Here is a 23,867-nt window from a genome sequence, read left to right on the forward strand (position 1 = left end):
TTTTAGGTCATTATGGCAGAAGAGAATTTTTAAAAAAGTGATATTTCCGATGATGAAGAATAAAGTTGTGGTTGCTAAACTGATGAAATGATACAAAGGCTTATGAAAAATGATTTTCGGGTATCAATTGCCCAATTAAATCCTATTGTCGGTGATATTGAGGGGAATTTTTCTTTAGCTGTCATGGCGCATCAAAAGGCCAAAGAAGAGGGGGCTGATCTTGTTTTATTCACGGAACTTTTTATAAGCGCTTATCCGCCGGAAGATCTTGTTCTAAAACCTGCTTTTACAAAAACATGTGAAGAGACTGTTGAGAAATTAGCAAAGATAACCGTAGGCGGACCAGGAATTGTCATTGGTCTTCCATTAAGGCGCAATGGTAATATTTACAACGCTGTCATGGTTCTTGATGAAGGGAGAGTCATTGCCGAAAGTTTGAAGTTTGATTTACCTAATTATGCTGAATTTGATGAAAAGCGTTTATTTTCTTCAGGTCCACGTCCTCAGCCTATTGTCTATCATGGAATCAAATTAGGAATAGTCATTTGTGAGGATCTTTGGAATGATTCCTCTCTGAGTACAGAGCTTAAAGATAAAGGAGCGGAAATTATTCTTGTCCTTAACGGATCTCCCTACTATCGTAATAAAACTTTAAAACGTATAGATGTTATTCATACGCAAGCTCTACAATCTGGAGTGCCAATTATCTACGCTAATCAAGTAGGTGGTCAAGATGAGCTCGTTTTTGATGGTGGGTCTTTTGCCTTGAATGGACAAGGCAAAAAGATATTTCAAATGAAACACTTTGATAGCCATATTGCTTTAAGCCATTGGCAAAAAACAACGACGGGATGGCACTGTATTTCAGGTCCTAATGAAAGTCTTCTCAATGGATTAGCGGCTGATTATCAAGCTTGTGTTTTGGGGTTGAAAGATTACGTTAATAAAAACGGCTTTAAGGATGTTATTCTTGGTCTTTCAGGAGGAATTGATTCAGCCCTGTGTACGGCAATGGCGGTGGATGCTCTTGGTGCTGAGAGGGTTCGCACCATTATGATGCCCTATCATTATACTTCGCAAGAATCATTAAAAGATGCTAAAGAATGTGCTGATCTTTTGGGATGTCGTTATGAAATCATACCGATTGAGCAAGCTGTTGAAGCTTTTCTTGAAACAATGGCACCTGTTTTTTCAGGGTTACCCTCTGATATAACAGAAGAAAATCTTCAAAGTCGTATACGTGGTACAGTTTTAATGGCTCTTTCAAATAAATTCGGTTCAATGGTGGTAACGACAGGCAATAAGTCAGAAATGGCTGTGGGATATGCAACACTGTATGGTGATATGAATGGCGGGTTTAATCCTATAAAAGATATTTATAAAATGCAGGTTTATGCATTAGCTGAGTGGCGCAATAAAAATCACTTGCACAATTTAAGAGGACCAGAAGGGATTGTCATTCCATCCAATATTATAGAAAAAGCGCCTTCTGCAGAGCTGCGAGAAAATCAAAAAGATGAAGATTCTCTTCCGCCTTATCCTATTTTAGATGATATCTTACAATCTCTTGTAGAAAATGACATGAGTATTTGTGATATTGTTAAACGTGGACACTCACGAGAAACTGTTGCGAAAGTTGAACAGCTTCTTTATGGTGCCGAATATAAAAGGCGTCAATCTGCGCCTGGTGTAAAAATCAGTTACAAAAATTTCGGACGCGATCGTCGCTATCCCATAGTCAATCATTTTCGCGATAAAAATTGAGTATTATTTTATGGTTAAAGTTCGTTTTGCTCCCTCTCCAACAGGTTATATTCATATTGGCAATATCCGTATTGCGCTTTTCAACTGGCTTTATGCGCAAGCGTATAAGGGAGAATTTATTTTACGCTATGATGATACAGATATTGAACGTTCTAAACAAGAATATATCGATGCTATTGCTGTTGACCTTGAATGGCTTGGTATTCAACCAGATGCAATTTATTACCAATCCAAGCGATTTAATCGATATGATGAAGTGGCAGAAATTCTCAAACAACGTGGTCTTCTTTATCCTTGTTATGAGACAACAGAGGAATTAGAGCGGCGTCGTAAAATCCAGCTTTCACGCAAATTGCCTCCTGTTTATGACCGTGCAGCATTGAAGTTGACAACAGAAGAGAGAAAAAACTTTGAATCACAAGGTCGTAAACCCCATTGGCGTTTTCTTCTTCCTAATTTTGAAAGTGATCCTTTACACACAAAGCGAACAGAAGTTTGCTGGAATGATGCAATAAAGGGAAAGCAGACGATTGATTTAGCTTCTCTTTCAGATCCTGTTCTTATTCGTGAAGATGGAACCTATCTTTATACATTGCCGTCTATTGTTGATGATGTAGATATGGCTATTACGCATATTATTCGTGGGGATGATCATATTACAAATACAGGCGCTCAAATTGCTCTTTTTAAAGCTCTTAATGCAGAATTACCGGTTTTTGCTCATACCAATTTATTGGCGACAGTTTTAGGAAAAGGATTTTCAAAACGTAATAATGATCTTTCTATTCGTTCTCTACGGGAAGAAGGATTTGAATCTATAGCTGTTCAATGCCTTGCCGTTTTGATTGGGACATCGCAAAATGTGCATCCCTATCCCAATCAAGCTGCGCTTTTAGAGCATTTTAATCTCCAAGATACGTCAAGATCCGTTGCAAAATTTGATATTGCTGATCTTCTTGCTTTGAATAGTCATCTTGTCCATGAGTTAACCTATGAGGAAGTAAAAATGCGCCTTAAAAAACTTTCTATTGAGGGAGATAAGGCGGAATATTTCTGGAACGCGATAAGAAGCAATATTAATAAAGTCAATGATGCTGTTTTTTGGTGGAAAATCATTCATGATGAACAGAATTTTGATACAGTAGCACTAGAGGATCGTGCTTTTGTGCACCAATCACTCGATTTCTTACCTGAAGGTGCTTTGAATGAGGAAAGTTGGAAAATTTGGACAACAGCATTAAAAGAAAAAACAGGTCGAAAAGGAAAAGCTTTATTTATGCCATTACGTCAGGCACTTACGGGCATGGATCATGGACCTGAAATGGGAAAAATTTTGCAGCTTTTAGGGCGTGAAAAGGTAACGGAAAGGCTCTCTAGGAAATAAGAGCGGATTTTTTAAAAGTATTTCGTTCATTTCACTCTTAAAGAGAGTAAAGAACGGGTTTATTTACACGTTTTTATAAGCATGAAAGCAGGAATATCATCACCAAATCCAATGGGTGTGTAATTCTTATTTTTTCGTGAGCGTTGTTGCTCAGATGGCTTCTCCTTATTCTTTGCATTTTTGATATATTCTGTTTTATTCTCTTCTACAGATTTTTTAGTGTGAACAACAGGCTCTTTTGGAGCAGTTTTCTTTGATGGTTTTGAAGATTTTTTCTTTACAACAATATCTTCTGTTTGATCATCAGCTATTAAAGTTGAGAGATCTCCATTGAGCCATTCAATTTTTTCATTACTCATTTCTTCGATGGCATTGATATATTTTTGATCAGCTTTTGTGACAATTGTAAAAGCTTTTCCGCTGCGATTTGCACGCCCTGTACGACCAATTCGATGGATATAGTCTTCAGCATGTGTAGGAACATCATAGTTAAATACATGACTTACAGCTGGAATATCGAGTCCACGGGCAGCAACATCAGAAGCAACAAGAAGTGTAAGTTTATTATTTTTAAAATCAGCTAGGGTGTTCATGCGCGAATATTGGTCCATATCTCCATGAAGTGCCCCTACATTAAAGTTATGTTTGATGAGCGATCTAAAAAGTTCAGAGATATCTCTCTTTCGATTACAGAAAATGATTGCATTTTGAAGCTCTGCACCTTCATTTTGGATAAGCTCTCGTAAAACCGCTCTTTTATCCCATGATTTATTTCCAGATTTGACAAGCCGCTGTGTAATTGTGGTTGCAGTTGAGGATGCTTTTGTAACTTCAACAGATACAGGAGAATGTAAAAATTGTTTCGTTAGTTTTGTAATTTCTGGCGCCATTGTTGCAGAAAAGAACAAAGTTTGACGCGTAAAAGGAGTTAGCTTACAGATGCGTTCAATATCAGGAATAAAGCCCATATCCAACATGCGATCAGCTTCATCAATCACAAGGATTTCAACGCCCATCAGGAGCAGTTTACCGCGCTCGCAATGATCAAGAAGGCGCCCTGGTGTTGCTATAAGAACATCAGCTCCCCGTTCAAGTTTGCGATCTTGGAGTTCAAAAGAAACTCCACCAATCAAAAGAGCAACATTTAAACGATGATTTATTCCGTATTTATCGAAATTTTCTTCAACTTGAGCTGCAATTTCTCTTGTTGGTTCTAAGATGAGCGTACGGGGCATTCGTGCTCTTGCACGACCTTTTTCAAGGAGAGTGAGCATAGGCAATACGAAAGAGGCAGTTTTACCTGTTCCCGTTTGGGCGATTCCTAAAACGTCTTTTCTTTGAAGGACATGCGGAATTGTTTCGCTTTGAATAGGTGTTGGAGCTGTATACCCCGCTGATTTCACCGCATTAATAACCTTTGCGGAAAGACCTAAATCATCAAAACTGTTTAAAGATGGTATCATTTTTTTATCAACTGCTCTGTGATTTTAACTGCGTTATCTAAATGATAATTATAACCAATATTCTACACTCTTTAAAAGTGTTAAGATGTTTTTACAAAAAATTAACTATAACAATCATATACACATAAAACGCATAATACAATCATTAATAGCGAAATTGTTCTGATAAAATGCGCTCATCCCATGAATGATTTGAGTCAAAAAGGATTGAAGCTGTTACTTCTGTTGCCATTGAAATAGTAACTGAATGGACAGATTTAACTTCAATATTATCTGCAGCAGCGTTTACAGGGCGTTTGTCAGGTTCAAGCATATCAAAGCGCACTGTTACTGTATTGGGAAGCAAAGCTCCATGCCAACGCCGAGGGCGAAAAGGGCTAACAGGAGTGAGGGCCATAAGGGGAGCCATAAGAGGTAAGATAGGTCCTTGTGCTGATAAATTATAGGCGGTTGATCCAGCTGGTGTAGCGACGAGGACACCATCACAACTTAATTGTTCCATGCGTACGTTGTTATCAATGGTGATGCGAATTTTTGCGGCTTGATAAGATTGCCGAAAGAGGGATACTTCATTAATTGCAAGCGCCTCGATAGAATCTTGACATTCAGATTTTGCAATCATGCGCAGGGGATGGATTTCTTTTTTATGTGCGGCAGCAATACGATTGGGCAATTTTTTTTCATGAAATTCATTCATAAGAAATCCTACAGAACCTTGATTCATGCCATAAATAGGTTTGCCTGTGTTCATGACGTCTCGTACGGTTTGTAACATTGTCCCATCACCACCGATTGCAACAACAATATCAGTTTCTTCCAGAGAAGAATGACCATAAACGGAAATTAATTTATGGGTAGCTTTGATAGCCTCCTCAGTTTCTGCGGAAATAAAATGAAAGCGACTTGGTAATGTAGCCATTTAAAAATTATCCTGATACTTATAATTTATGTTGTAACTTATTTATGAGAGTTTTGAAGTTGTAATAAAAGCTCTTTTTATAATAAAAAGAGCATTGAATAAAGAGAAGTTATTTCAAGGTAAAGTATCATTAAAAAGTAAAAGGAGTGCGTCGTTAGATAAATCACAAACAAGTAATTTTTTTATTAGAATGATAATTTAGCATTGAAGCTAAGAGTATGATTAGTTAAAAGACCATAACTGATTTTAATAATCAGTGTGAAGCACCCGTAGCTCAGCTGGATAGAGCGCTGCCCTCCGAAGGCAGAGGTCACAGATTCGAATTCTGTCGGGTGCACCAAATTTTTCAACTTCATATTATCCTAAATAACAATATTACCTAAAAAGAAGCCAATTTCCTCTTTTATGAAAATGGTTATTTGAGTTGTTTATTAAGTTTTTTAGCGAATAAGCAAATGATTTTAAGAGAAGCAAAATTTACGGCTGCGTATATAATTCTTCGGTTAGTCATTTTGAATATCGAGATAAAAAACAAGATTATCTAAATATGCTTTCAATTTAACTATAAACATTTATAACATAAAAATACATATTAATTCAATATGTTATTGTACAACTGATCTGGCGATGTTGATAGTAGATCGCTAAATATATTGTTTTGAGCATTAAAATAGATAGCTAAATTTTCTTTTATTCTATTTTTGGAGCTAAAGGCTGTTATGGTGAGATGGAACGCGGATGAGAAATATCACCAGTTAAAGGAACAATAAGGAGGAAAAACAACCTTCAAGATTTGAATTGTTTCAAAATGCTGTATTCGGTATGGTTTTGATATGGGTATCTGGTGATTTCTCTATACACCAATATTGCCAGTTATGTTGGATGAGGGATTGTTTACCTTTAATCAACGTTCTTATATACCAAGCGCTAATTATGATGGTTATTTAGTTGGGAGTATGTTCTTTACGTTTGGCAGATTGGGAATATATCTCTTGCTCCTCGCATGCGATCTTGTGCAGCTATAGTAATGAGTGCACTTATTATTTTCATAGCATTAACACTTAGTCCTTTTGATCCGTTTTGCTGCTGGTGTTGCGAGTGCAGCAATGATGATTTTGGGTTCTAATATAGTTATGCAGCATAGCTATATGGGCGGATTATTGCTTCGCTTTATGCAGGTGTAGGAGTTGATATTCTACTACTAGGTAATGAATATGTTATTATTAGTTTGAACAGAGCACTTGCTTCAACAAACATTTGGTTTGGAGTTAGCTTAATGTCTGTTCAAAATTTTTAAAAACATACAGGTTTAATTATGATAACTATATCAAAAAACACCTCGGTTATTTCTTTCATTGCAAATGAAACCGCTCCTGTTAATCAGAAAAAAACATCCAAAATATGAATAGATCAATCAAATGGATTTCGTGATTGGTCATATATATTATATCGCATTCGTGCTTTAAAAGATTTTGGTGATGTAAGAAAGGCGGTCTAGATGCTTTTATTGAAATTGAAAGCAATCTCTATCATGATGGCAATTACTGGGTTGCAGATGACGCCTGTGTTGTAAAATCTGGTCGTGTTTATGAAAATACAAGGGGCTATGGCAATACTGCCATTGGGGGCTATGTCTATGGCAATACCCTTATATGTGATAAAACCTATGTGTATTTTGGTGCTCATGTTTATGACAATGCTCATCTTTTTTATAACGGTTGAGTTTATCATTATGCGTGGGTTTATGGGAATGAAAAATTATCCGGTAGTGTACGTATTTATAGCAATGCCGCGGTTTATGATCATGCGGTTGTTTAGGCAAGGTTTAGGGCAATGCTAGTGTGGGGTGTCATACTAAGGTCTACGGCTCTGTTTATGGCAATGCCAAGATCTCCTGATTATATCGTGATTAGAGGTAATGTATATGGCAATGCAAGACTTGTTGTGATGATAGTATCTACATAATGTCTGCCTATCATTTACTAACTTTTTAGTAAGTGGTGCTTTAAAATTGACTTGTCTTTAAATCCTTTTATGTGCCCTTAATGAATTAAAACCTATCTTATGATAGTTTCAAATGATTATTTTTTTAAGGTTTAGCTCAAAAAAAGAGTAAACCCCATACCATTCTTTAAACGTATGCAATTTATGTTTATCGATAATTTCAAACGATTACGTTTTTAACAATACGATTTGTGTGTGATAAAAACGTATCATAAAATTTATGAACTGTTATGAATGATAGCTGCTTTTCACTTCATTTGAATGTTTACATGCGTTATAACATTTGCATCATGATTTGCTTTTTGTGGTCTATTCATACATGGTAATTGTTTATAAAAAATGGTCAATTAAATCACGTATAAAAGTATAGATTTTAAATGGGATTTATATAAAATAATTGCACAAAACCTATTGACTTTATTGTGTTTTTTTATGAATAAGATTCCATCTCGTTTAGACGTTGCAAAAGAAATCACCAAAGACCTTATTGATAAGATTCTTCTCTTACACGGCGTTATCACTTTTGTTTGCAAAAATCTGCTTCGCTTTTGACTTTTGATATGGATACAACCTCTTTTGAGGTAGAGCAAAGAATTTTTTAATCATGGAGAGTACAACAGTGCTCTTCAAAAATCTTGATTGGTCTGTTGAAAAATTAAAGAGGTAGATAATTATTCAGCACGTTACCAACTACCAGATTGTGAAGTACAAATTCTTTATAATGACGCAATTATCAAAGGTTATCCGCAATTTGATTTTGGAGTTTCGATTACGACTGGTATTTTAGCTGCTGCCTGCGTGGTAATTGATCCCTATCAATTCTCAGCACTTACAAGATCTACAGCTTGATTTTGATAAAAAGGGGTGGAGAGTTTGTGAAGAAGAAATATAATGCAGATTGGTTGGAATTAAGCTTGATTATGTCTTGAAATAGGCGATAGAAAAAATTGATCTTCATAAATGCTTTTATTCCAGATATGGAGCACCACCTTGGCGATAGAGTGAAGTTGGAGGCACATAAAGGTTATCAAGGTATATGATGCAGATTATAGCTTACTTCATATTGGTGCACTGTCTTTATTGGGTGATGTTGTAACCTTACAATCTTATTATCAAAGTTTCAGTGCAGAGGATCATTTAGGCTTTGATGAAAATACCCAACAGATTCATCTGAACGTGCATTGGCTTTAGTCAAAGAAGTGGTGAAATCTAAGCAGCTCAGCTACGCTTTAATTAAAAAGTAGCAAAAATATGAGCTATCTAGAAGAAAAACAAAGTTCTTAATAAGGGACTTTCCAGAGAGGTTGAGTCTCATTCTTGGAAGGAAAAAAATAGCTAAATTTATCGAAACAAAAGATAAGGAATAGCTCCTTAAGAAATATCAAGAAGATCTAAAAAGATTATAGGAGCCAGAGTCTGGTTTAAAGCTGCCATCATCAGTTGAGTGAACTCAACAATGGTGGAGTTTTATCCATTGGCGGAAATCTGATGTTTGAAAGAGGCTTTCTTGATATAAAGGTAATATTGTAATAAATAATTATTATAAATCAATATGTTGTATATATTCATTGTTTTTTAGATTAATGACCATTGACAAATAATTTTGCATCATTTTCTCTCTTCCAGCTTTTCGTCAATCATCAATGAAAATTTTTTGTAATGGAAAGTTCATTGATAACATAACTTTTGTATGTTCATTATTTTACGCTTAAAAAAATATAAAAATAATGAAATGCAATTAAGTCATCAACTTCTTATTTTTTTCAATTTTTAATCATAAAAAAATCTTTTTATTCGTTTTGCTTATAAAAAGAATTAGCTTTTTTCTGGTGATACAAGTGGAGAAATAAGGATTTTAGATATGTTTCGGCGTTCCATTTCAATCACTTTAAAGTGTAAACCATCAGTTTCAAAACTTTCTCCCTCATTTGGTAAATGACCAAACTGCCAAAGCATAAAGCCTGCCAGAGTCGTATAACGATCTGCTTCATCCACAAGGTTACGCCCAAGATAACCACTTAAACGGCGGATATCAGCATATCCCTCAACAAGAAGACTGCCATTTTCAAGTTGTTCTGCGATCATGAGTTCTTCATCGTCATCAGGAAAGTCTCCTGCAATAGCTTCAAGAATATCGGTTGGTGTTGCAATTCCTTCAAAAGATCCATGCTCATCAACAATAATTGCAAGCTGAATCGAAGAATGACGTAATTGCTCCATCAATCGTAAAACACTTGTGTTTTCATGAACAACGAGGGGTTCTCGCATAGCTTTTTTCCAATTAATCTTTTTTCCCTCAGCCAAATTCAAAAGAAGATCTTTTGTCAACGCAACGCCAACAAATTCATCCACTTTTTCACGCGCAAGAATTAAGCGGCTATGTTTAACCTTTTGTAATTCTTCACGCATTTCATTTTCATCAGCATTTAAATCTAACCATTCAATTTCATTACGCGGCGACATGATAGAGCGAACAGGGCGATCAGCTAAATCGAGAACACCACGAATCATCTCCTTTTCTTCTGGTCTAAACAACTCAGATGCTGCGGCCTGTTCAGCAATAACATCTACAGTCTCAGCAAGGTGACTATCTTTGCTTCCTCCTCCTAAGAGCCTCAAAACAGCATCAGCTGTTCTACTGCGTAGATCATTCGTTTTAATCATTTTTTCACGGTTACGACGTCCAATTTGATTAAAAACTTCGATGAGAACAGAAAAACCAATAGCAGCATACAAATACCCTTTTGGAATATGAAAACCAAACCCTTCAACAATGAGAGTAAAACCAATCATCATCAAAAAACCAAGACAAAGGATTACAATAGTGGGATGACGATTAATAAAACGCATAAGAGCACCAGATCCGCACATCATTACTCCCATAGCAGCTATGACTGCGATATACATAACTGCTGCCTGCTCTTTTGCAATCATACCTGTTGCGGTAATAATACTGTCTAGTGAAAAAACGGCATCCAGCACCACGACTTGGACGATTACTTGCCAAAAAACAGCATAACCAAGGCCTGTTTTTCTTTCATGTGATACCCCTTCTAACCTTTCATGTAATTCTAGCGTTCCCTTTGCTAGCAAAAAGGCTCCACCACCGATTAAAATAAAGCTATGCCAACTAAATACAAAAGATGAAAGTGAAAGAATGACCCTATCGAGTCTCATAACCCATCCAATAACTGTAAGAAGGAAAAGCCGCATAATTAATGCTAAAGTAAGACCTATAAAGCGTGCGCGGTCACGCAAATGCAGTGGCAATTTTTCAGCTAAAATTGCAATAAAGATAAGGTTATCTATTCCTAAAACAATTTCGAGAAAAACCAGCGTGATCAAACCAAACCACGCATGGGGATCAGTGATCCATTCCATCATTCCTTACCTTTTATAAGCTTAAAAGCGCGCGATTGACAAAAAAAATTCATAGGCTTTTATTCGTATATTGGATCATGAACATTGTATGTAAGAAAACTTATATTCAAAGAAAAAAACAACACAATATTGCTTGAATGCATGTGATTGCTGATAAAACAAAATGATGCCCCATCCCGCTTACAACCACAAGAAGGTCCCTCTAAATTTTGCTCGGGCATTATGCTCGATAATCCTCTAACTATAGGTCCTGTGTAACAATCAGAACATTTATTTATAAAGCTTCTTATAATGGGTTTATTTTTATATAAGATCAAGTGGTGAATATCATATTTTTAACCTTACAGACAATGAGTTTATATAACAAACAACAAAATATCTGGACATCCATCCTTAGGAGCGTTATAGAAACGCTCATTCTCGTCTTTTGAGAAGCTTATGGGTGATTAGCTCAGTCGGTAGAGCAGCTGACTCTTAATCAGCGGGTCGTGGGTTCGATCCCCTCATCACCCACCATTCTATTTTATACCGTAAATAACTCATTGATTGCGTAAATTTTTTTAAGATACGAGTTTCTAAATAAAATTGGGCAGTAGGATTTCCCCATATCTGTTTGTTTAAAAGTGAAGATTGTTGATATAGCTTAGTCATCGGTTTTTGTACTTTTTAGGGGATACAAAAAACTTCCAAAGGACATTTAAAGATCTTTTAATGCGTATTGTTTCTTTTTTTAAAGTCGCAATTGGTAAGGAGAAGCTTCTTACCGACAATTATCTTATTTAAAGGGGTATAAAAATCAACAGTTTTCACTTCTTTTAATATAAATTGATTAAATTTTTTTTGGATTTTTAGCATATTGTTTAAAGACAGAAGAAACTTTGCACTTTAGTTGTATTAGCAGCGTGGATATTTTTTGATAACTCTCCCGCTTAAACAAAAAACTTCTGTAATAATCATCAGTATTCTAAGAGGGTAAATCAAGATAAAATAAAGTATTTAGCGGACATAACAGGAATAAAATTAGATCAGTTTAATTGTTTAAAACTAGTACCTGTTAAACGAAAGACAATAGGCTTTAATGAGGCTTCAAGTTTAAAAATATTAAACTATGAAGTTATGCTATGCTGTCTTTCCGTTAGCTTAACCTCTAAAAATATAAATATTAAGAAAGCCGCTCAGAATCATTATAATATATTGATTTATAATGATTAATTATTATTTTTTTAAACTTTACTATCATAAACTTCTTTTGTTTCAATCCCTCTTATAATGAATCAATTAAAATTATTATTTTTGCATTATAAATGGGATTAACGTGCGGATAAAGACTATTGAAGAAAAGCATAAAAATGATTCTTATTAACGTTCTTAGGCGCCAAAAGTTATCACAACATTGGGAAAATAGTATAATGGTGCAGGCTTACTCTTTTATTAAGTATAAAGATGATGTTGCAACAATGACTTTATTATTATACCATTCACGGGTATTGTTGTGTAATGGGGAAGAGCACTGAGAGAGTTTTCTTAAAAAAAATATGTAAATTGGTAACACGATGGTGTCCTGTTCTTATATAGGCACACAAAAAGAAGTAATTGATAACCTTTTATTTATTCAGGTGGTGTTTTGGGGGCTCTTTTCCAATATTGTTGCGCTTCAAAAATGGCGACCACAAATAATGAAATGATGAGCGGTATAATCAAATAAAACATTCTAAAGACAATAAGTGCTGCAATAACATCGGTTGGATTTATATTGGGCATGCCTGTGATGAAGAGAGCTTCAAGAACTCCTACTCCTCCTGCTGGAGCATTAGAGAGAAGAGTTATCGTAAAAGATGCTAGGAAAACACCAAGAACAGAGATAAAATGAATATCTGCGTTGTGTGGGAGAACAGCATATATAATTCCTGCTGCTCCTAAAAGTTCTAGAGGGCTAATGAGAAGCTGTTGAATAACAATTTTCAGCCGTGGATAGGAAAGTTGAATTTTCTTACCCAAGCGTAAGGGTTTTAACTGAAGCCAGCTGCCAAACGTATAAAGTGCTATACAGCTGAGTAAAATTGCTCCAGCTGCTGTTCCTAGCCATTCAGGAAGTTCTTTATGAATGAGGGTGATAATTTCGGGTTGCAGCACCAAAACGATTCCCAAAAGTAAGATTGTACCGATTACAAAAGTAAAAGAGCAAAAACCTACTAATATTGCGATTTCTGTTCCGTTTAACCCTTTCATTTTATAGGCGCGATAGCGTACAACGGCACCAGAAAAAACTGAAGCACCGATATTGTGTGAAAGAGCATAGGTTGTAAATGAACATATAGCGATAAAAATCCAAGAAATTTTATGGCCTAGATGTTGCAAGGCAATTCGATCATATCCAGCAAGAGCAGCATAAGCTAGGAGAGAACATAAACAGGCTAATAACCAGTGCTGTGCATTTAAATTGCTCAAGCGCTCCAATACATCCCCAAATGAAATGGCAGAGAGCTTCATGTAAAGAATTCGAATAGATACCAGCATTGCTAAGATACCAATCAATGGCCATATAAATTGCTTTATTTTCACGATTCTGTATCCATTTTATGTTTTCTGTAAATTTTCATGATTGAGCATATTCCTTACAGATCTTCGTTCTGTTATATACTCTATAATGCCATTGGCAATTTCTTCATCATCTGTTACTACAACATCAGCACCTAAATCAATGAGATATGTTGTTTCTGTGTCGGATAATGCATGTGTGATTATTTGGATATCTTTCTTCATATCACGGATATTCACGATACATTCTCCTACTTCAATGGTACTTCGCATTGTAATAACAACTTTATGTGCATTATTTATATTTGCTGCGTTCATTATTTCTTGTTGAATGATATTGCCGCAAATAGCCTCAAAGCCATCTGCAATCGCTTTATCAGAGAGGCGTTTTGATTCTTCTACGATCACTATAGGTTCACCTCTATTTATTAAAGATAATGCAACACACTTACCGATACGACCATAGCCAATAATTACGATATGGTTATTTTTTAAGGTCATCGGTAAAAAATCTTGGTCAGGATCTTGTGGATCAATATCAATAATTGTTTGGGTATTTTGTGAAGATGCAGAATTTTTTTCTAAACGTTTTTTAATTTTATTACAGGCAATGAAAACAAGAGGATTAAGCAAAATAGAAAAAATTGCTCCTCCAAGAATTAAATCATGAGCGTCATTGTTTAAAAGTCCTAAGCTTAAACTTAAACCAGCAAGGATAAAGGAAAATTCTCCGATTTGGGCAAGGCTTGCAGAAATAGTCAAAGCTGTTGCATTAGAATAGCGAAAAGCCTTAACGATGAAAAAGGCAACAGCAGATTTTCCGATTACGATAATGAATAAGGTTGCTAAGAGAGGGAAAAAATGAGTTAAGAGTTTCTCGGGGTCAAATAACATGCCTACAGAAACAAAAAAGAGAACAGAAAAAGCATCGCGCAGTGGTAAAGATTCTTCCGCGGCACGGTGGCTTAATTCTGATTCGCTCATGACCATACCAGCAAAAAAAGCACCAAGAGAAAGGGAAACACCAAATAAATGAGCAGCTCCGAAAGCTACTCCTAATGCAATAGCAAAGACGCTAAGACGAAATAATTCACGTGATCCCGATTGTGCGCTCATTTTTAAAAGCCATGGGATAACGCGTCGCCCAATGACGAGCATAAGTGCAATAAATACAATTACTTTCAGGATGGTGAGACCAAAAATACCCCAAATACTTAAATCCAACCATTGAACAAGAGGATCCAACGCTTCTTTTTTGGTATTGCTGAGAGCACTTGCCAAGGAAGGGATGAGGACAAGTATAAGGACCATTGCTAAATCCTCAATAATCAACCATCCAACGGCAATGCGTCCTTTTTCTGTTTCAATAAGATGACGCTCTTGCAAAGCACGTAGCAGGATAACAGTACTTGCTATGGATAAAGCAAGACCGAAGATCAAACTACCACTGAAGCCCCATCCCATAATCAGACCAAGGCACAAGCCTAGAAAAGTAGAAAATGCCATTTGTGCAATAGCAGCAGGGACAGCAATAGCTTTGACAGATAAAAGGTCTTTTAATGAAAAGTGGAGCCCAACACCAAACATCAGCAAAATAATACCAATTTCAGCAAGTTGATTAATGATGACGGAATCTATTTTAAATCCGCCTGTATTGGGTCCCACAATAACACCAGCTAATAAATAGCCTACAAGTGGTGAAATACGTAAACGGCTCGCAATCATTCCCAAGAGAAATGCTAAACATAAGCCTGCAACAATAGTTGTGATAAGTGGTGTGTCGTGGAGCATGGATTATTTACTATTCTTGATCAAAAAGCGAATGAATGAAAACGACTATATTTCTATGAGAAGAGAGGCGAGATGTACCATACGCATTAAAGGGCATTTTTATTTCACTTTGATATTTGCACGATTATTTCGCTCACGCCACCAATTTCCTAGCAGGAGTAAAATAGGAGCAGCAATAAAGATAGAGGATGATGTTGCAATAATAATCCCAAAGACCATGGGTAATGCAAAATTATGAACAGCACTTCCACCCCATATCGCCATGGGGAGCATCGCAAGAATTGTTGTAGCTGATGTAAAAAAACAACGTACAAGAACCTGATTAATTGACAGATCAATCAGCTCGCGCAACGGCATTTTTTTATAAAGACGCATATTTTCGCGCATCCTATCATAGACGACAACTTTATCATTTATAGAATATCCAACAATTGTTAAGAGCGCAGCGATAGCCGTTAAATTAAAATCAAATTGAAATAAAGCAAAAAAGCCAATCATTTTTGTGGTGTCTAGAATGAGAGTGATAATTGCTCCAACTGCAAAGAACCACTCGAAGCGTAACCATATATAGAGAGACATGGCAATAGCCGCAAGAATAACAGCAGTAAAAGCAGCTGTGGCAAGCTCGCCTGAAATTTTGGGACCCACAACTTCTATTTGATCGAATGTGGTATCGGGATAGATATTTTGTACAGCTGTTTTAACCTTATCAATGGCGATGGTTTGTTGTGCTTCGCTACCGCTTTGTTTCTGCATGCGAATTAATACGGTGTTTTCGTTATCAATATTTTGCAAGGAAACTTCACCAACATTAAGAGTAGAAAGCTTGGAACGCAGAGTTGCTAGATCTGCTGGTGCTTTCGTGGTAATACTCATTTGGCTTCCGCCAATGAAATCAATACCAAAATTCAATCCAGGCTTAAAAAAGAGAAAAACTGAAGCCATTGATAAAACAATTGAGACGCCAATACCAATGAAGCGTGCTTTCATAAAGTGGAAAGTTGTGTTTTGTGGCATGATGTTGAAAGCAGAGTGAATATGCAACTTTTTAATTTTCCATTTACGAACGATCCAAATCATGATGATGCGTACAATGGTGATATTTGTAAACATGGAGATGATAATACCAAGCAACATTGTTACGGCAAAACCACGAACGGGACCGGTGCCGAACCAAAATAGTAAGACAGTCGCTATAATTGCCGTAACATTTGCATCAACAATGGTTGCAAAAGCGTGTTTAAATCCACGATCTAGGGCTGCAAAAGCACCCACACCTTTTCGACTTTCTTCACGGATACGTTCATTGATAAGGATATTAGCATCAACAGCAATACCGATGCCTAAAATAATACCAGCAATACCAGGCAGCGTAAGCGTAGCTCCCAAAAGACTCAGTGCAGCAAATGTTAAAATCGTGTGCAGAGCTAGTGCTATATTGGCAATTAATCCCCAAATACGGTAGAGAAGAAAAATAAAAATTGCAACAAGAATAAAGCCAATTATGCCGGTGTAAAGTCCCATTTGGATGGCATCAGCACCAAGATTTGGGCCTACGGTTCTCTCTTCAATGACCGTGAGTGGTGCGGGGAGGGAACCAGCACGAAGCAGAGCAGCCAGAGTTGAGGCTTCTTTGGGGTCAAAGTTTCCTGTAATTTGACCTTGTCCATTGGGAATGACACTATTGATGGTCGGAGCGGTTAAAACCTTATTATCCAGAACAATGGCAAAAGGACGGTTAATATTTTGTCGTGTTATATCGGCAAATATTTTTGCGCCAGCGGAATCTAGAGTAAATGAAATAATGGAACGTCCTGGTATTTGGGGGTCAAAACCTGCACGGGCATCTTTCAGGACATTTCCATCTAAAGCAATTTGATCATAAATTGCATAATGTTGTGTTGCATCAGTGTATCCAGGGAGAATAGAAACACCTATAGGGGGATTATTGGGATCCACATTAGAAGGAACAAGATGAAAACTCATCTTAGCGGTTGTTCCTAAAAGATCACGCAGTTGTTTTGGATCTTGTAGGCCAGGCAATTGGACCATAATACGATCATTTCCAACCTTTTGGATGGCTGGTTCTGAAACACCAACTTGATCTATACGACGACGGATGATTTCTAAGCTTTGTTCAATAGCATTGCTTACACGGTCTTTTATACCAGCTTCCGTTAATGTGACGCGGAGAGTTTCATTTTGAGCACTGATCGTGATGTTATGTTCTGTTGTGCCAAAGCTACTGTGTATGGGGGTTATTAATGTTTTCAAAGCAGAGAGTGCTTTTTCAGTTTGCGATGGGTCAGAAATAAGGGCAATAACGCTATCTTCAACGATACGCACACTTGAGGTGCGGATTTGTTTTTCACGCAATACATTGCGCACATTGCTTAAAACTATATGTAACTGATCGCGTTTTAACGTTTTGCTATCAACCTCGAGCAGGAGAGAAGAGCCTCCTTGAAGGTCAAGACCAAGTGCTACACGGGTGTCGGGTAAGAATTTCGAGTTTTTAACTTGTTCGTGTGAAAATAAATTGGGTAAAGCAACATAAATGCTGCTTAAAAGAATAAAACAATAAAGGGTAGTTAACCAACCAGGTGTACGCATGATATATTCCGCTAATAGGCAATCTAACAGTTATTCAAAGTTAAAAGCACAAGTAAAATAAGATGATCGTTTTTATAATTCAAGGAAGAGAATTAAGTATGTTCATTGGGAGGAGCGCGTTTATTTGAGAAATATTGCGTTTTAACGTTACAAAATCGTGTGTCAACAGCTGGAACCTTTATTAAAAAGAAATCCAATGTTAGGATTCTTTGAACGGTTCTCATAAAAATAGATTCTGCATGGGGTGTTACAAGTTTTTTGTTTTCAGTTGTGGTAGCATTCAACTGATCACACTTATTTTGTAAATCAAATCTATTCGTTTTAATGATATTATTGGTGTGTGATTGTTTGATTAAGTAAGCACGCGTTCCTAAGGTACTCGTCAAGAATACACCTAAACTGGATAGAAAAATCCAGGTTGTCAAAGGAAGAAAATCTTCTTTTTTGCAATAAAGGTGCAAAAAAAACATGCTAGAGTGCCTTCGTTAATCTTATTGAGTTCATATTATTTATCATTCTTTTATCTTATTATCAGTATTATAGGATAAGGGAAAGCTTTTATAAGATTATTCTATAAAAGTTGAAAATAGCTGCTTTATACCATATTTAAAAGAGAGGAATAAAATCCTTTTTGTGCTTGTAAGGTAGATATGTATTCATTTTGTAGAAAAAACATCCACATACTTTTCCTTCTTTTGGGGATTATCTTTGTATTTAATTCTGGTGCATGGGGGAATCGGGGGGCAAAAAGTACAATTGTCGAACAAACGATAGCTTCTTATTCAGTTGATGAAATTATTCAACAACAACTGTTGATTATTGAGACTCTTGAAGAAAATACTGAAACTTTAAAAAGAGATTTTGACAGAAAGCCAGAAGATGAGCGTGCTTTAGAAGAATTGCGGTTACGTGCACAAGATATCAGTGAACGTGCTATTGAGGCAGCATTTGTTTTGCGTCCTCCTCTTAATGAGATTAATACACTTCTTGATCAATTAACGGAGCTCCATCGTGACGTGAAAAAACTGAAAAGCTCAGTGAAGGAATATTCTTACTTGATAGAGCAAAAAGCTAAAATTAACAGTATCATGCTTCGTTTTGAAGCAATTTTCTTAGCAGCAAATAGAATAGCTGAACTTTCTATTTCTCAATCTCGGGAGCTTTTTAAACGCACGCTTACGTATAGGCTTGAGTTTTCGATTCCGATGGTTAAAAATCTCGCCCAAAAAACAAAAGAGGCTTCATCAGATTTTCTTTTGTTGTTAGATTCTTGGTGGAATTTTATATTTTATTTCAAGTTTTTACAACTATTTCTTTGCTTTTTAATTCCACTTTTTATTACTTTGGGTCTTTCGTATTTTTCTCAAAAAGTTCTTGTTCATGTGTATTGCCACTTTACGAAGTCTAATGAGGAAATATCTTATTTACAACGCTTATTGATTGCCTTTATTTCAGTTCTCTTACCTTCACTTGTATGTATTCTTTGCGTTTATCTTGTGTTGTTTTTGTTTCGTAGTTTTAACTTAGATCTAGGTAAGCTTACAACAGTTTTTGATATGATAGGTTGTCAAATTATTTTAGTATTTTTAATCAATCGCTTAGCGATTGTTCTTTTATCATCGAATATGCCCCATGTGCGTCTTCTCAGTGTTGCACCATCATCTGCTTATCAATTAGTGATTTTACTCACTTCTTTAGGGGGTGTTTTGGCATTTGACGCTGTTCTTGATAGTATTTATGAAATCATTTCAGCGCCTCTATCTTTGACAATTGCTAAAAGTTTTATTGCTGTTTTTCTTGTAGCAATATTGCTGTTTATAATATCATTTGTACCTTTGCGGTTTAGACGTAGGCGTTTTCAAGGAGAAAAAAAAGAGCCATACTTTTGTCCATTTTACATACGCATTCCTCTTATTGGCTTGGGATTACTGCTCTTTGTGTTGAATTTTTTAGGTTATGTTGGTCTTGCGCGTTTTATTATGCAGCAAATTATGATTGATGGAGCATTTTTAGTTCTCATGTATTTAGGAATACAAAGCGCTCAAGCACTTGGAACTAAAGACCAATTTATGAAAACAACGGTTGGTCACCTTTTGATGCAGAGGTTTCATTTAGAAGAAAAAACGATGAATCAATTGGGAGTTTTTGTGAGCGTTTTTCTCAATTTATTTGTTGTTATATTTTGTGCAATACCAATTGCTGTACAGTTTGGATTTTCCTATTCTGATTTAAAAGCAGTTTTGTGGCAATCGGTGACCGGTTTTCAGATTGGAAATATTACTCTTTCTTTGATTTCTCTTGTAACAGGAATGATTTCTTTTTGTGTTTGCTGGTTTCTTATTCGCCGATTTATTGGTTGGTTAGATAGTGTGGTGTTGGTTCATGGAGAGTTCGATTCTGGTATACGTAATTCTATCAAAACAGTGATAAGTTATGGAGGCATTGTTGTATCTGCTTTGACGGGATTATCAATGGCAGGTTTGGATCTTAGAAATTTCGCTCTTATTGCTGGAGGACTTTCACTGGGTATAGGTTTTGGTTTACAGAATATTGTCCAAAACTTTGTCTCTGGACTTATTATTTTAGTTGGAAGACCATTTAAAATAGGAGACTATATAGAATCTGGATCAGTAGCTGGTATTGTTAAGCGTATTAGTGTGCGTGCAACGGAACTTGAGACTATTCAGCGTAAGACGATTATTATTCCCAATTCAAGCCTTATTAATAATAATGTTAGTAATTGGACACGACGCAATAAAGTAGGACGAATTGATATACCAGTTATTGTATCATCTAAGGTTACTCCAGAGCATGTTGTTGAAATTTTGTTAGAGATTGCTTCTTCGACAGAAGGCGTTTTAAAAAATCCTATCCCACAGGTGAGTTTTACGGCATTTGATCGTAAGAGTTTTTCCTTTAATTTAGCTATTTATGTGCCTAATATTATTTCACCTTCTCATATAACCAACGCTCTTCGATTTAGCCTATATAAGCGTTTTGCTGAGGAAGGAATCTTAGAATGCTGAAATATACTTATGTTTTGATTACAGTTATTCTGTTAAGTATTTTTACCATAACAGCTTTTGCTGCAACAGTGAAGAATACTGATTTAAAGATACAATCTCTCATTGTTGTTGAAGGAAGTATACCTTCAAAAATTTCTTTAAATACTCATCAAACAATTACAATTTGTATGAAGGGATGTTTTATAACTTTTCCTAATAAAGACCGTTTTGCAATAAAGGCAGATGATAATATAGAAATCAATAGGGGAAGAGCAATTTTTAAATAAAATAATTGAGAATTTTTGTTTGGGGACAAGATTTAGAAGGATAATGATATTGTGCGTAATTAATAATCTCATCCTTTAGAAAATGGTAGAAAAAAGGTATGATTTTAGTATAAAATAGGTGTGATTTTTTATACTATGTAGAATCTACAGTTATGCATTTTTGATGTAAGATTATTGAGGTATTTATAATATTTTTAATGGATATCAATTTTCTAAAAATTATTACATCATTTTTAGAATTTTTTCTCATAAAAAATGCATAAAATGTACTATTTTGTGATTTTTTTGCAGTATTATTGGTACAAAATGTTTTATATTTTTTCCTTTTAAAAATATAATAGGTTTTTTTATTAAATATTTATTATATGAAGTATTGATTATTATAATATTTTAAAATTTATTTGATAATATTAAATTTTGATGTAATGATATATTAGTATAGTGATAGATTTAAATGTAACTATAAAGGAGTACATGCGATTTTGCGGCATAAGATTTTATAAAACTTTGTTTTTCTAAATGTGATTTTTGATTATATTTAAATTTAGCAATGGGGTATAATTTTATGAATACAAAATTTATAACAGCATCTGTTTTTTCGTTAATTTCACCTTCTATAGTACAGGCTGCAGATGTGGTGACTCACGAAGAGCCGATACATGTTGCCTCAGAAGTTGTTGCTTCTTCACCTTTTTCTTGGGCAGGTTTTTATTTTGGGGGGCAAGTTGGGGGCTTTTCAAGTAAAATTTCTGCAATAACGCCTCATGTTGATATTCCTCTCCATCCTGATGAGGAGAGTAAAAGTAAACCATGGATCCCCATCGAGAAACAGTATCTGCCCGATCTTTCTGGGTTTATAGGTGGTTTTTATGCGGGTGTTAATTTTGATCTCGGTAATAATTTTATTATGGGGGTTGATACGGATATCGTTTTAACGGAAAAAAAGGATACAAAAACAAAATTTCAGGCTGATGAATCGAGTGCTGGTGCTCCTGATACTGATGGAAAGGACACTGAAGGATTGGGTACTAAAGAATCGGGTAGTGATACTGATGCAAGTGCGGAAAAAAAAAGTCGAAAAAGGGCAAAACTTGTCAGGAGGCAGGGTAGAGGCTTTTCTCGCTCTGCTGCAGAGGCTAAAGAAGAGAAAGACAGTTTAACTTTTAATCATACGTTAAAACAAAAATGGACAGGTGCTACACGGGTGCGTGTTGGGTTTTCTGCAGGGCGTGTGATGCCTTATATTGCTGGTGGTGTTGCTTATGGACAGTTTCAAGATATTTTGTCGACAGTAATTACGGGAAGTGAGCCATTTAATAGGACATCGGATGTAACAAAAACGATGATGGGTTATACTCTCGGTGGTGGTGTTGATTTTGCAATGACAGACCATTTTGTTGTGCGTGCGGAATATCGTTACTCAGATTTTGGTAAAAAGAAATTTAAAGACGAGATTGAAGTTAAGTATAAGACGAATGATTTTCGCGCAGGAATAGCTTACAAATTCTAGTTTTGTAGGATAAAGGAGCTTAAATTTAAGAGGTCCTATTTCTTTGATAGGGCCTTTATTTTTTAATTTTATGCATTGCAAATACTATTTTATGGTGAAAAAAGGGAGCTTTGACTTTGAGTGAGAATGAGGAGGTAAGGAAGAGTTACTCAGATTCTTAATTGTTAAGAATGAAAAATTTTTAGTTCACGAGGTGTGGTTGAAATATTTGTTAACAAAGAAGGATTAATTCGTCTTTCATATTATTACAGTTATCATATTTATAATATCGTTATAGAGTTGCAAACAGTAAATTTAAAGAGAGTTTTTACTATCTAAGTAATGAGAAAATAAAGAAAATTCACATAGAGCGATGCGGGCGGCGTGCACGTTTGTGCACCAATTTTTTCTTCCCTTAGAACTCTCTACAATATCATCTGATAGCGCGGTTTATCTTTGTTCTATTTAATAACTAATTGTTTTTATTTTATTTATTAAATTGCCTTTTATATATAATCTTTGTACCAGATGAAAGTGCTCTAAGTGCGATTCAAAGGATGGTTTTTAAAAGGTGGTTCGAAGAACAAGAACACGTGATAGACTGTCTGTCTTATCTGTATCTATCTAAAGGCATATTCGATATAATATCAAAAAACGCAATAAAGTCAATATGTTGTGTGCAATTATTTTATATGAATCCACTTAAGAACCCACACTTTTATGCATGATTCATTTGACCATTTTTTATATAAGATTGCCATGCATGAATAGACCATAAAAAGCAAATCATGATGTAAATATTATAACGCATGTGTGTATTCAAATAAAATGAAAAGCAGCTATCATTTATAACAGTTCATAAATTTTATGATACGTTTTTATCACTCAAAATCGCATTGTTTAAAAATTTAGTTGTTTGGAATTATCGATAACATACGTTTAAAGATCACATCTTGTTTTAATGATTGGATTGTTAATCGCATGATAAAAACACAAGATTTGCAGTCCTCAAAATTGGGGAGCGCAAAATCTAAAGTTGTTATAGTATCCTATAAGAAGGTAATCATTTAAAACTTTTATAAGCTTATAGGTTTAGTTTATAAAGATTGCATAAAAGGATTTAAAGACAAGATCGATTTTATAACCACGGTATTTTTTACCGAGGTAGGAAATAAAGGTCATGAAATTCAAAATGCTATATCTTATGAAATGAAAAGCCTTTTAATGAA

General features: G+C 35.4%; 13 protein-coding genes, 2 tRNA genes and 1 pseudogene. 9 read left to right on the forward strand and 7 right to left on the reverse strand.

Annotated elements, in window-relative coordinates:
* The first annotated feature begins 102 nt into the window (after positions 1–102).
* Together ACFILL_RS06890 and gltX are read left to right on the forward strand one after the other, a co-directional pair.
* Positions 103–1,764 (forward strand): NAD+ synthase, encoded by a 1,662-nt coding sequence (locus tag ACFILL_RS06890; protein WP_375643539.1) that lies wholly within the window; start codon positions 103–105, stop codon positions 1,762–1,764.
* Positions 1,765–1,774: 10 nt separating this feature from the next.
* The gene (gene gltX / locus ACFILL_RS06895) at positions 1,775–3,148 is read left to right on the forward strand and encodes a glutamate--tRNA ligase (RefSeq protein WP_273790689.1); all 1,374 of its coding nucleotides are present in this window, start codon (positions 1,775–1,777) and stop codon (positions 3,146–3,148) included.
* Positions 3,149–3,207: 59 nt separating this feature from the next.
* Here gltX and ACFILL_RS06900 read toward each other — a convergent pair whose 3' ends face one another.
* Both ACFILL_RS06900 and ACFILL_RS06905 read right to left on the reverse strand, forming a co-directional pair.
* Complete coding sequence (locus tag ACFILL_RS06900; RefSeq protein ID WP_375643538.1) at positions 3,208–4,611, reverse strand: DEAD/DEAH box helicase; 1,404 nt, start codon at positions 4,609–4,611, stop codon at positions 3,208–3,210.
* 145 nt (positions 4,612–4,756) lie between these two features.
* The gene (locus ACFILL_RS06905) at positions 4,757–5,530 is read right to left on the reverse strand and encodes an NAD kinase (RefSeq protein WP_273790691.1); all 774 of its coding nucleotides are present in this window, start codon (positions 5,528–5,530) and stop codon (positions 4,757–4,759) included.
* A gap of 263 nt (positions 5,531–5,793) precedes the next feature.
* Here ACFILL_RS06905 and ACFILL_RS06910 point away from each other — a divergent pair.
* The 3 genes and pseudogenes from ACFILL_RS06910 (at position 5,794) to ACFILL_RS06920 (ending at position 8,725) form a co-directional block, all read left to right on the forward strand.
* Positions 5,794–5,870, forward strand: a tRNA-Arg gene (locus ACFILL_RS06910).
* Positions 5,871–6,405: 535 nt separating this feature from the next.
* Positions 6,406–6,714: pseudogene (locus ACFILL_RS06915) on the forward strand (YbfB/YjiJ family MFS transporter).
* Between the two features lie 1,882 nt (positions 6,715–8,596).
* The gene (locus tag ACFILL_RS06920) at positions 8,597–8,725 is read left to right on the forward strand and encodes a hypothetical protein (protein ID WP_375681090.1); all 129 of its coding nucleotides are present in this window, start codon (positions 8,597–8,599) and stop codon (positions 8,723–8,725) included.
* A gap of 624 nt (positions 8,726–9,349) precedes the next feature.
* Here ACFILL_RS06920 and ACFILL_RS06925 read toward each other — a convergent pair.
* On the reverse strand, positions 9,350–10,918 hold the full coding sequence (locus ACFILL_RS06925) for a TerC family protein (RefSeq protein ID WP_375643537.1): 1,569 nt from the start codon (positions 10,916–10,918) through the stop codon (positions 9,350–9,352).
* A 437-nt stretch (positions 10,919–11,355) separates the two neighbouring features.
* Between ACFILL_RS06925 and ACFILL_RS06930 the strand changes: the two genes are divergently transcribed.
* Positions 11,356–11,431: transfer RNA gene (locus ACFILL_RS06930), tRNA-Lys, on the forward strand.
* 1,092 nt (positions 11,432–12,523) lie between these two features.
* Here the strand turns inward: ACFILL_RS06930 and ACFILL_RS06935 are convergent.
* From ACFILL_RS06935 to ACFILL_RS06950, 4 genes are all read right to left on the reverse strand, one after another.
* A complete protein-coding gene (locus ACFILL_RS06935; RefSeq protein WP_273790695.1) occupies positions 12,524–13,477 on the reverse strand; it encodes a YbhN family protein in 954 nt (317 codons plus the stop codon).
* Between the two features lie 15 nt (positions 13,478–13,492).
* Positions 13,493–15,244: a YbaL family putative K(+) efflux transporter gene (ybaL, locus tag ACFILL_RS06940; protein ID WP_375631222.1), complete on the reverse strand. Its 1,752-nt coding sequence runs from the start codon at positions 15,242–15,244 to the stop codon at positions 13,493–13,495.
* Between the two features lie 99 nt (positions 15,245–15,343).
* Positions 15,344–17,857, reverse strand: coding sequence for a protein translocase subunit SecD (secD, locus tag ACFILL_RS06945; protein ID WP_273790697.1), 2,514 nt, complete (start codon positions 17,855–17,857; stop codon positions 15,344–15,346).
* 92 nt (positions 17,858–17,949) lie between these two features.
* Positions 17,950–18,327, reverse strand: coding sequence for a hypothetical protein (locus ACFILL_RS06950; RefSeq protein ID WP_375643535.1), 378 nt, complete (start codon positions 18,325–18,327; stop codon positions 17,950–17,952).
* Between the two features lie 180 nt (positions 18,328–18,507).
* Between ACFILL_RS06950 and ACFILL_RS06955 the strand changes: the two genes are divergently transcribed.
* The 3 genes from ACFILL_RS06955 (at position 18,508) to ACFILL_RS06965 (ending at position 22,659) form a co-directional block, all read left to right on the forward strand.
* Complete coding sequence (locus tag ACFILL_RS06955; RefSeq protein ID WP_375643534.1) at positions 18,508–20,883, forward strand: mechanosensitive ion channel domain-containing protein; 2,376 nt, start codon at positions 18,508–18,510, stop codon at positions 20,881–20,883.
* Entirely contained in the window at positions 20,877–21,149 is a 273-nt protein-coding gene (locus ACFILL_RS06960; RefSeq protein WP_273790700.1) for a hypothetical protein, read from the forward strand. The genes ACFILL_RS06955 and ACFILL_RS06960 overlap by 7 nt, the downstream gene beginning before the upstream one ends.
* 565 nt (positions 21,150–21,714) lie before the next feature.
* Positions 21,715–22,659: an outer membrane protein gene (locus ACFILL_RS06965; protein WP_375643533.1), complete on the forward strand. Its 945-nt coding sequence runs from the start codon at positions 21,715–21,717 to the stop codon at positions 22,657–22,659.
* The last annotated feature ends 1,208 nt before the right edge of the window (positions 22,660–23,867 follow it).

Source organism: Bartonella sp. AP20NXHL (genome assembly GCF_042196165.1).
Taxonomy (GTDB): Bacteria; Pseudomonadota; Alphaproteobacteria; order Rhizobiales; family Rhizobiaceae; genus Bartonella.

Bases quoted from the DNA above. Each gene is read 5' to 3' on its own strand.
- ACFILL_RS06890 (WP_375643539.1), top strand. From the start codon at position 103: ATGAAAAATGATTTTCGGGTATCAATTGCCCAATTAAATCCTATTGTC.
- gltX (WP_273790689.1), top strand. From the start codon at position 1,775: ATGGTTAAAGTTCGTTTTGCTCCCTCTCCAACAGGTTATATTCATATT.
- ACFILL_RS06900 (WP_375643538.1), bottom strand. From the start codon at position 4,611: ATGATACCATCTTTAAACAGTTTTGATGATTTAGGTCTTTCCGCAAAG.
- ACFILL_RS06905 (WP_273790691.1), bottom strand. From the start codon at position 5,530: ATGGCTACATTACCAAGTCGCTTTCATTTTATTTCCGCAGAAACTGAG.
- ACFILL_RS06925 (WP_375643537.1), bottom strand. From the start codon at position 10,918: ATGATGGAATGGATCACTGATCCCCATGCGTGGTTTGGTTTGATCACG.
- ybaL (WP_375631222.1), bottom strand. From the start codon at position 15,244: ATGCTCCACGACACACCACTTATCACAACTATTGTTGCAGGCTTATGT.
- secD (WP_273790697.1), bottom strand. From the start codon at position 17,857: ATGCGTACACCTGGTTGGTTAACTACCCTTTATTGTTTTATTCTTTTA.
- ACFILL_RS06950 (WP_375643535.1), bottom strand. From the start codon at position 18,327: ATGTTTTTTTTGCACCTTTATTGCAAAAAAGAAGATTTTCTTCCTTTG.
- ACFILL_RS06955 (WP_375643534.1), top strand. From the start codon at position 18,508: ATGTATTCATTTTGTAGAAAAAACATCCACATACTTTTCCTTCTTTTG.
- ACFILL_RS06960 (WP_273790700.1), top strand. From the start codon at position 20,877: ATGCTGAAATATACTTATGTTTTGATTACAGTTATTCTGTTAAGTATT.
- ACFILL_RS06965 (WP_375643533.1), top strand. From the start codon at position 21,715: ATGAATACAAAATTTATAACAGCATCTGTTTTTTCGTTAATTTCACCT.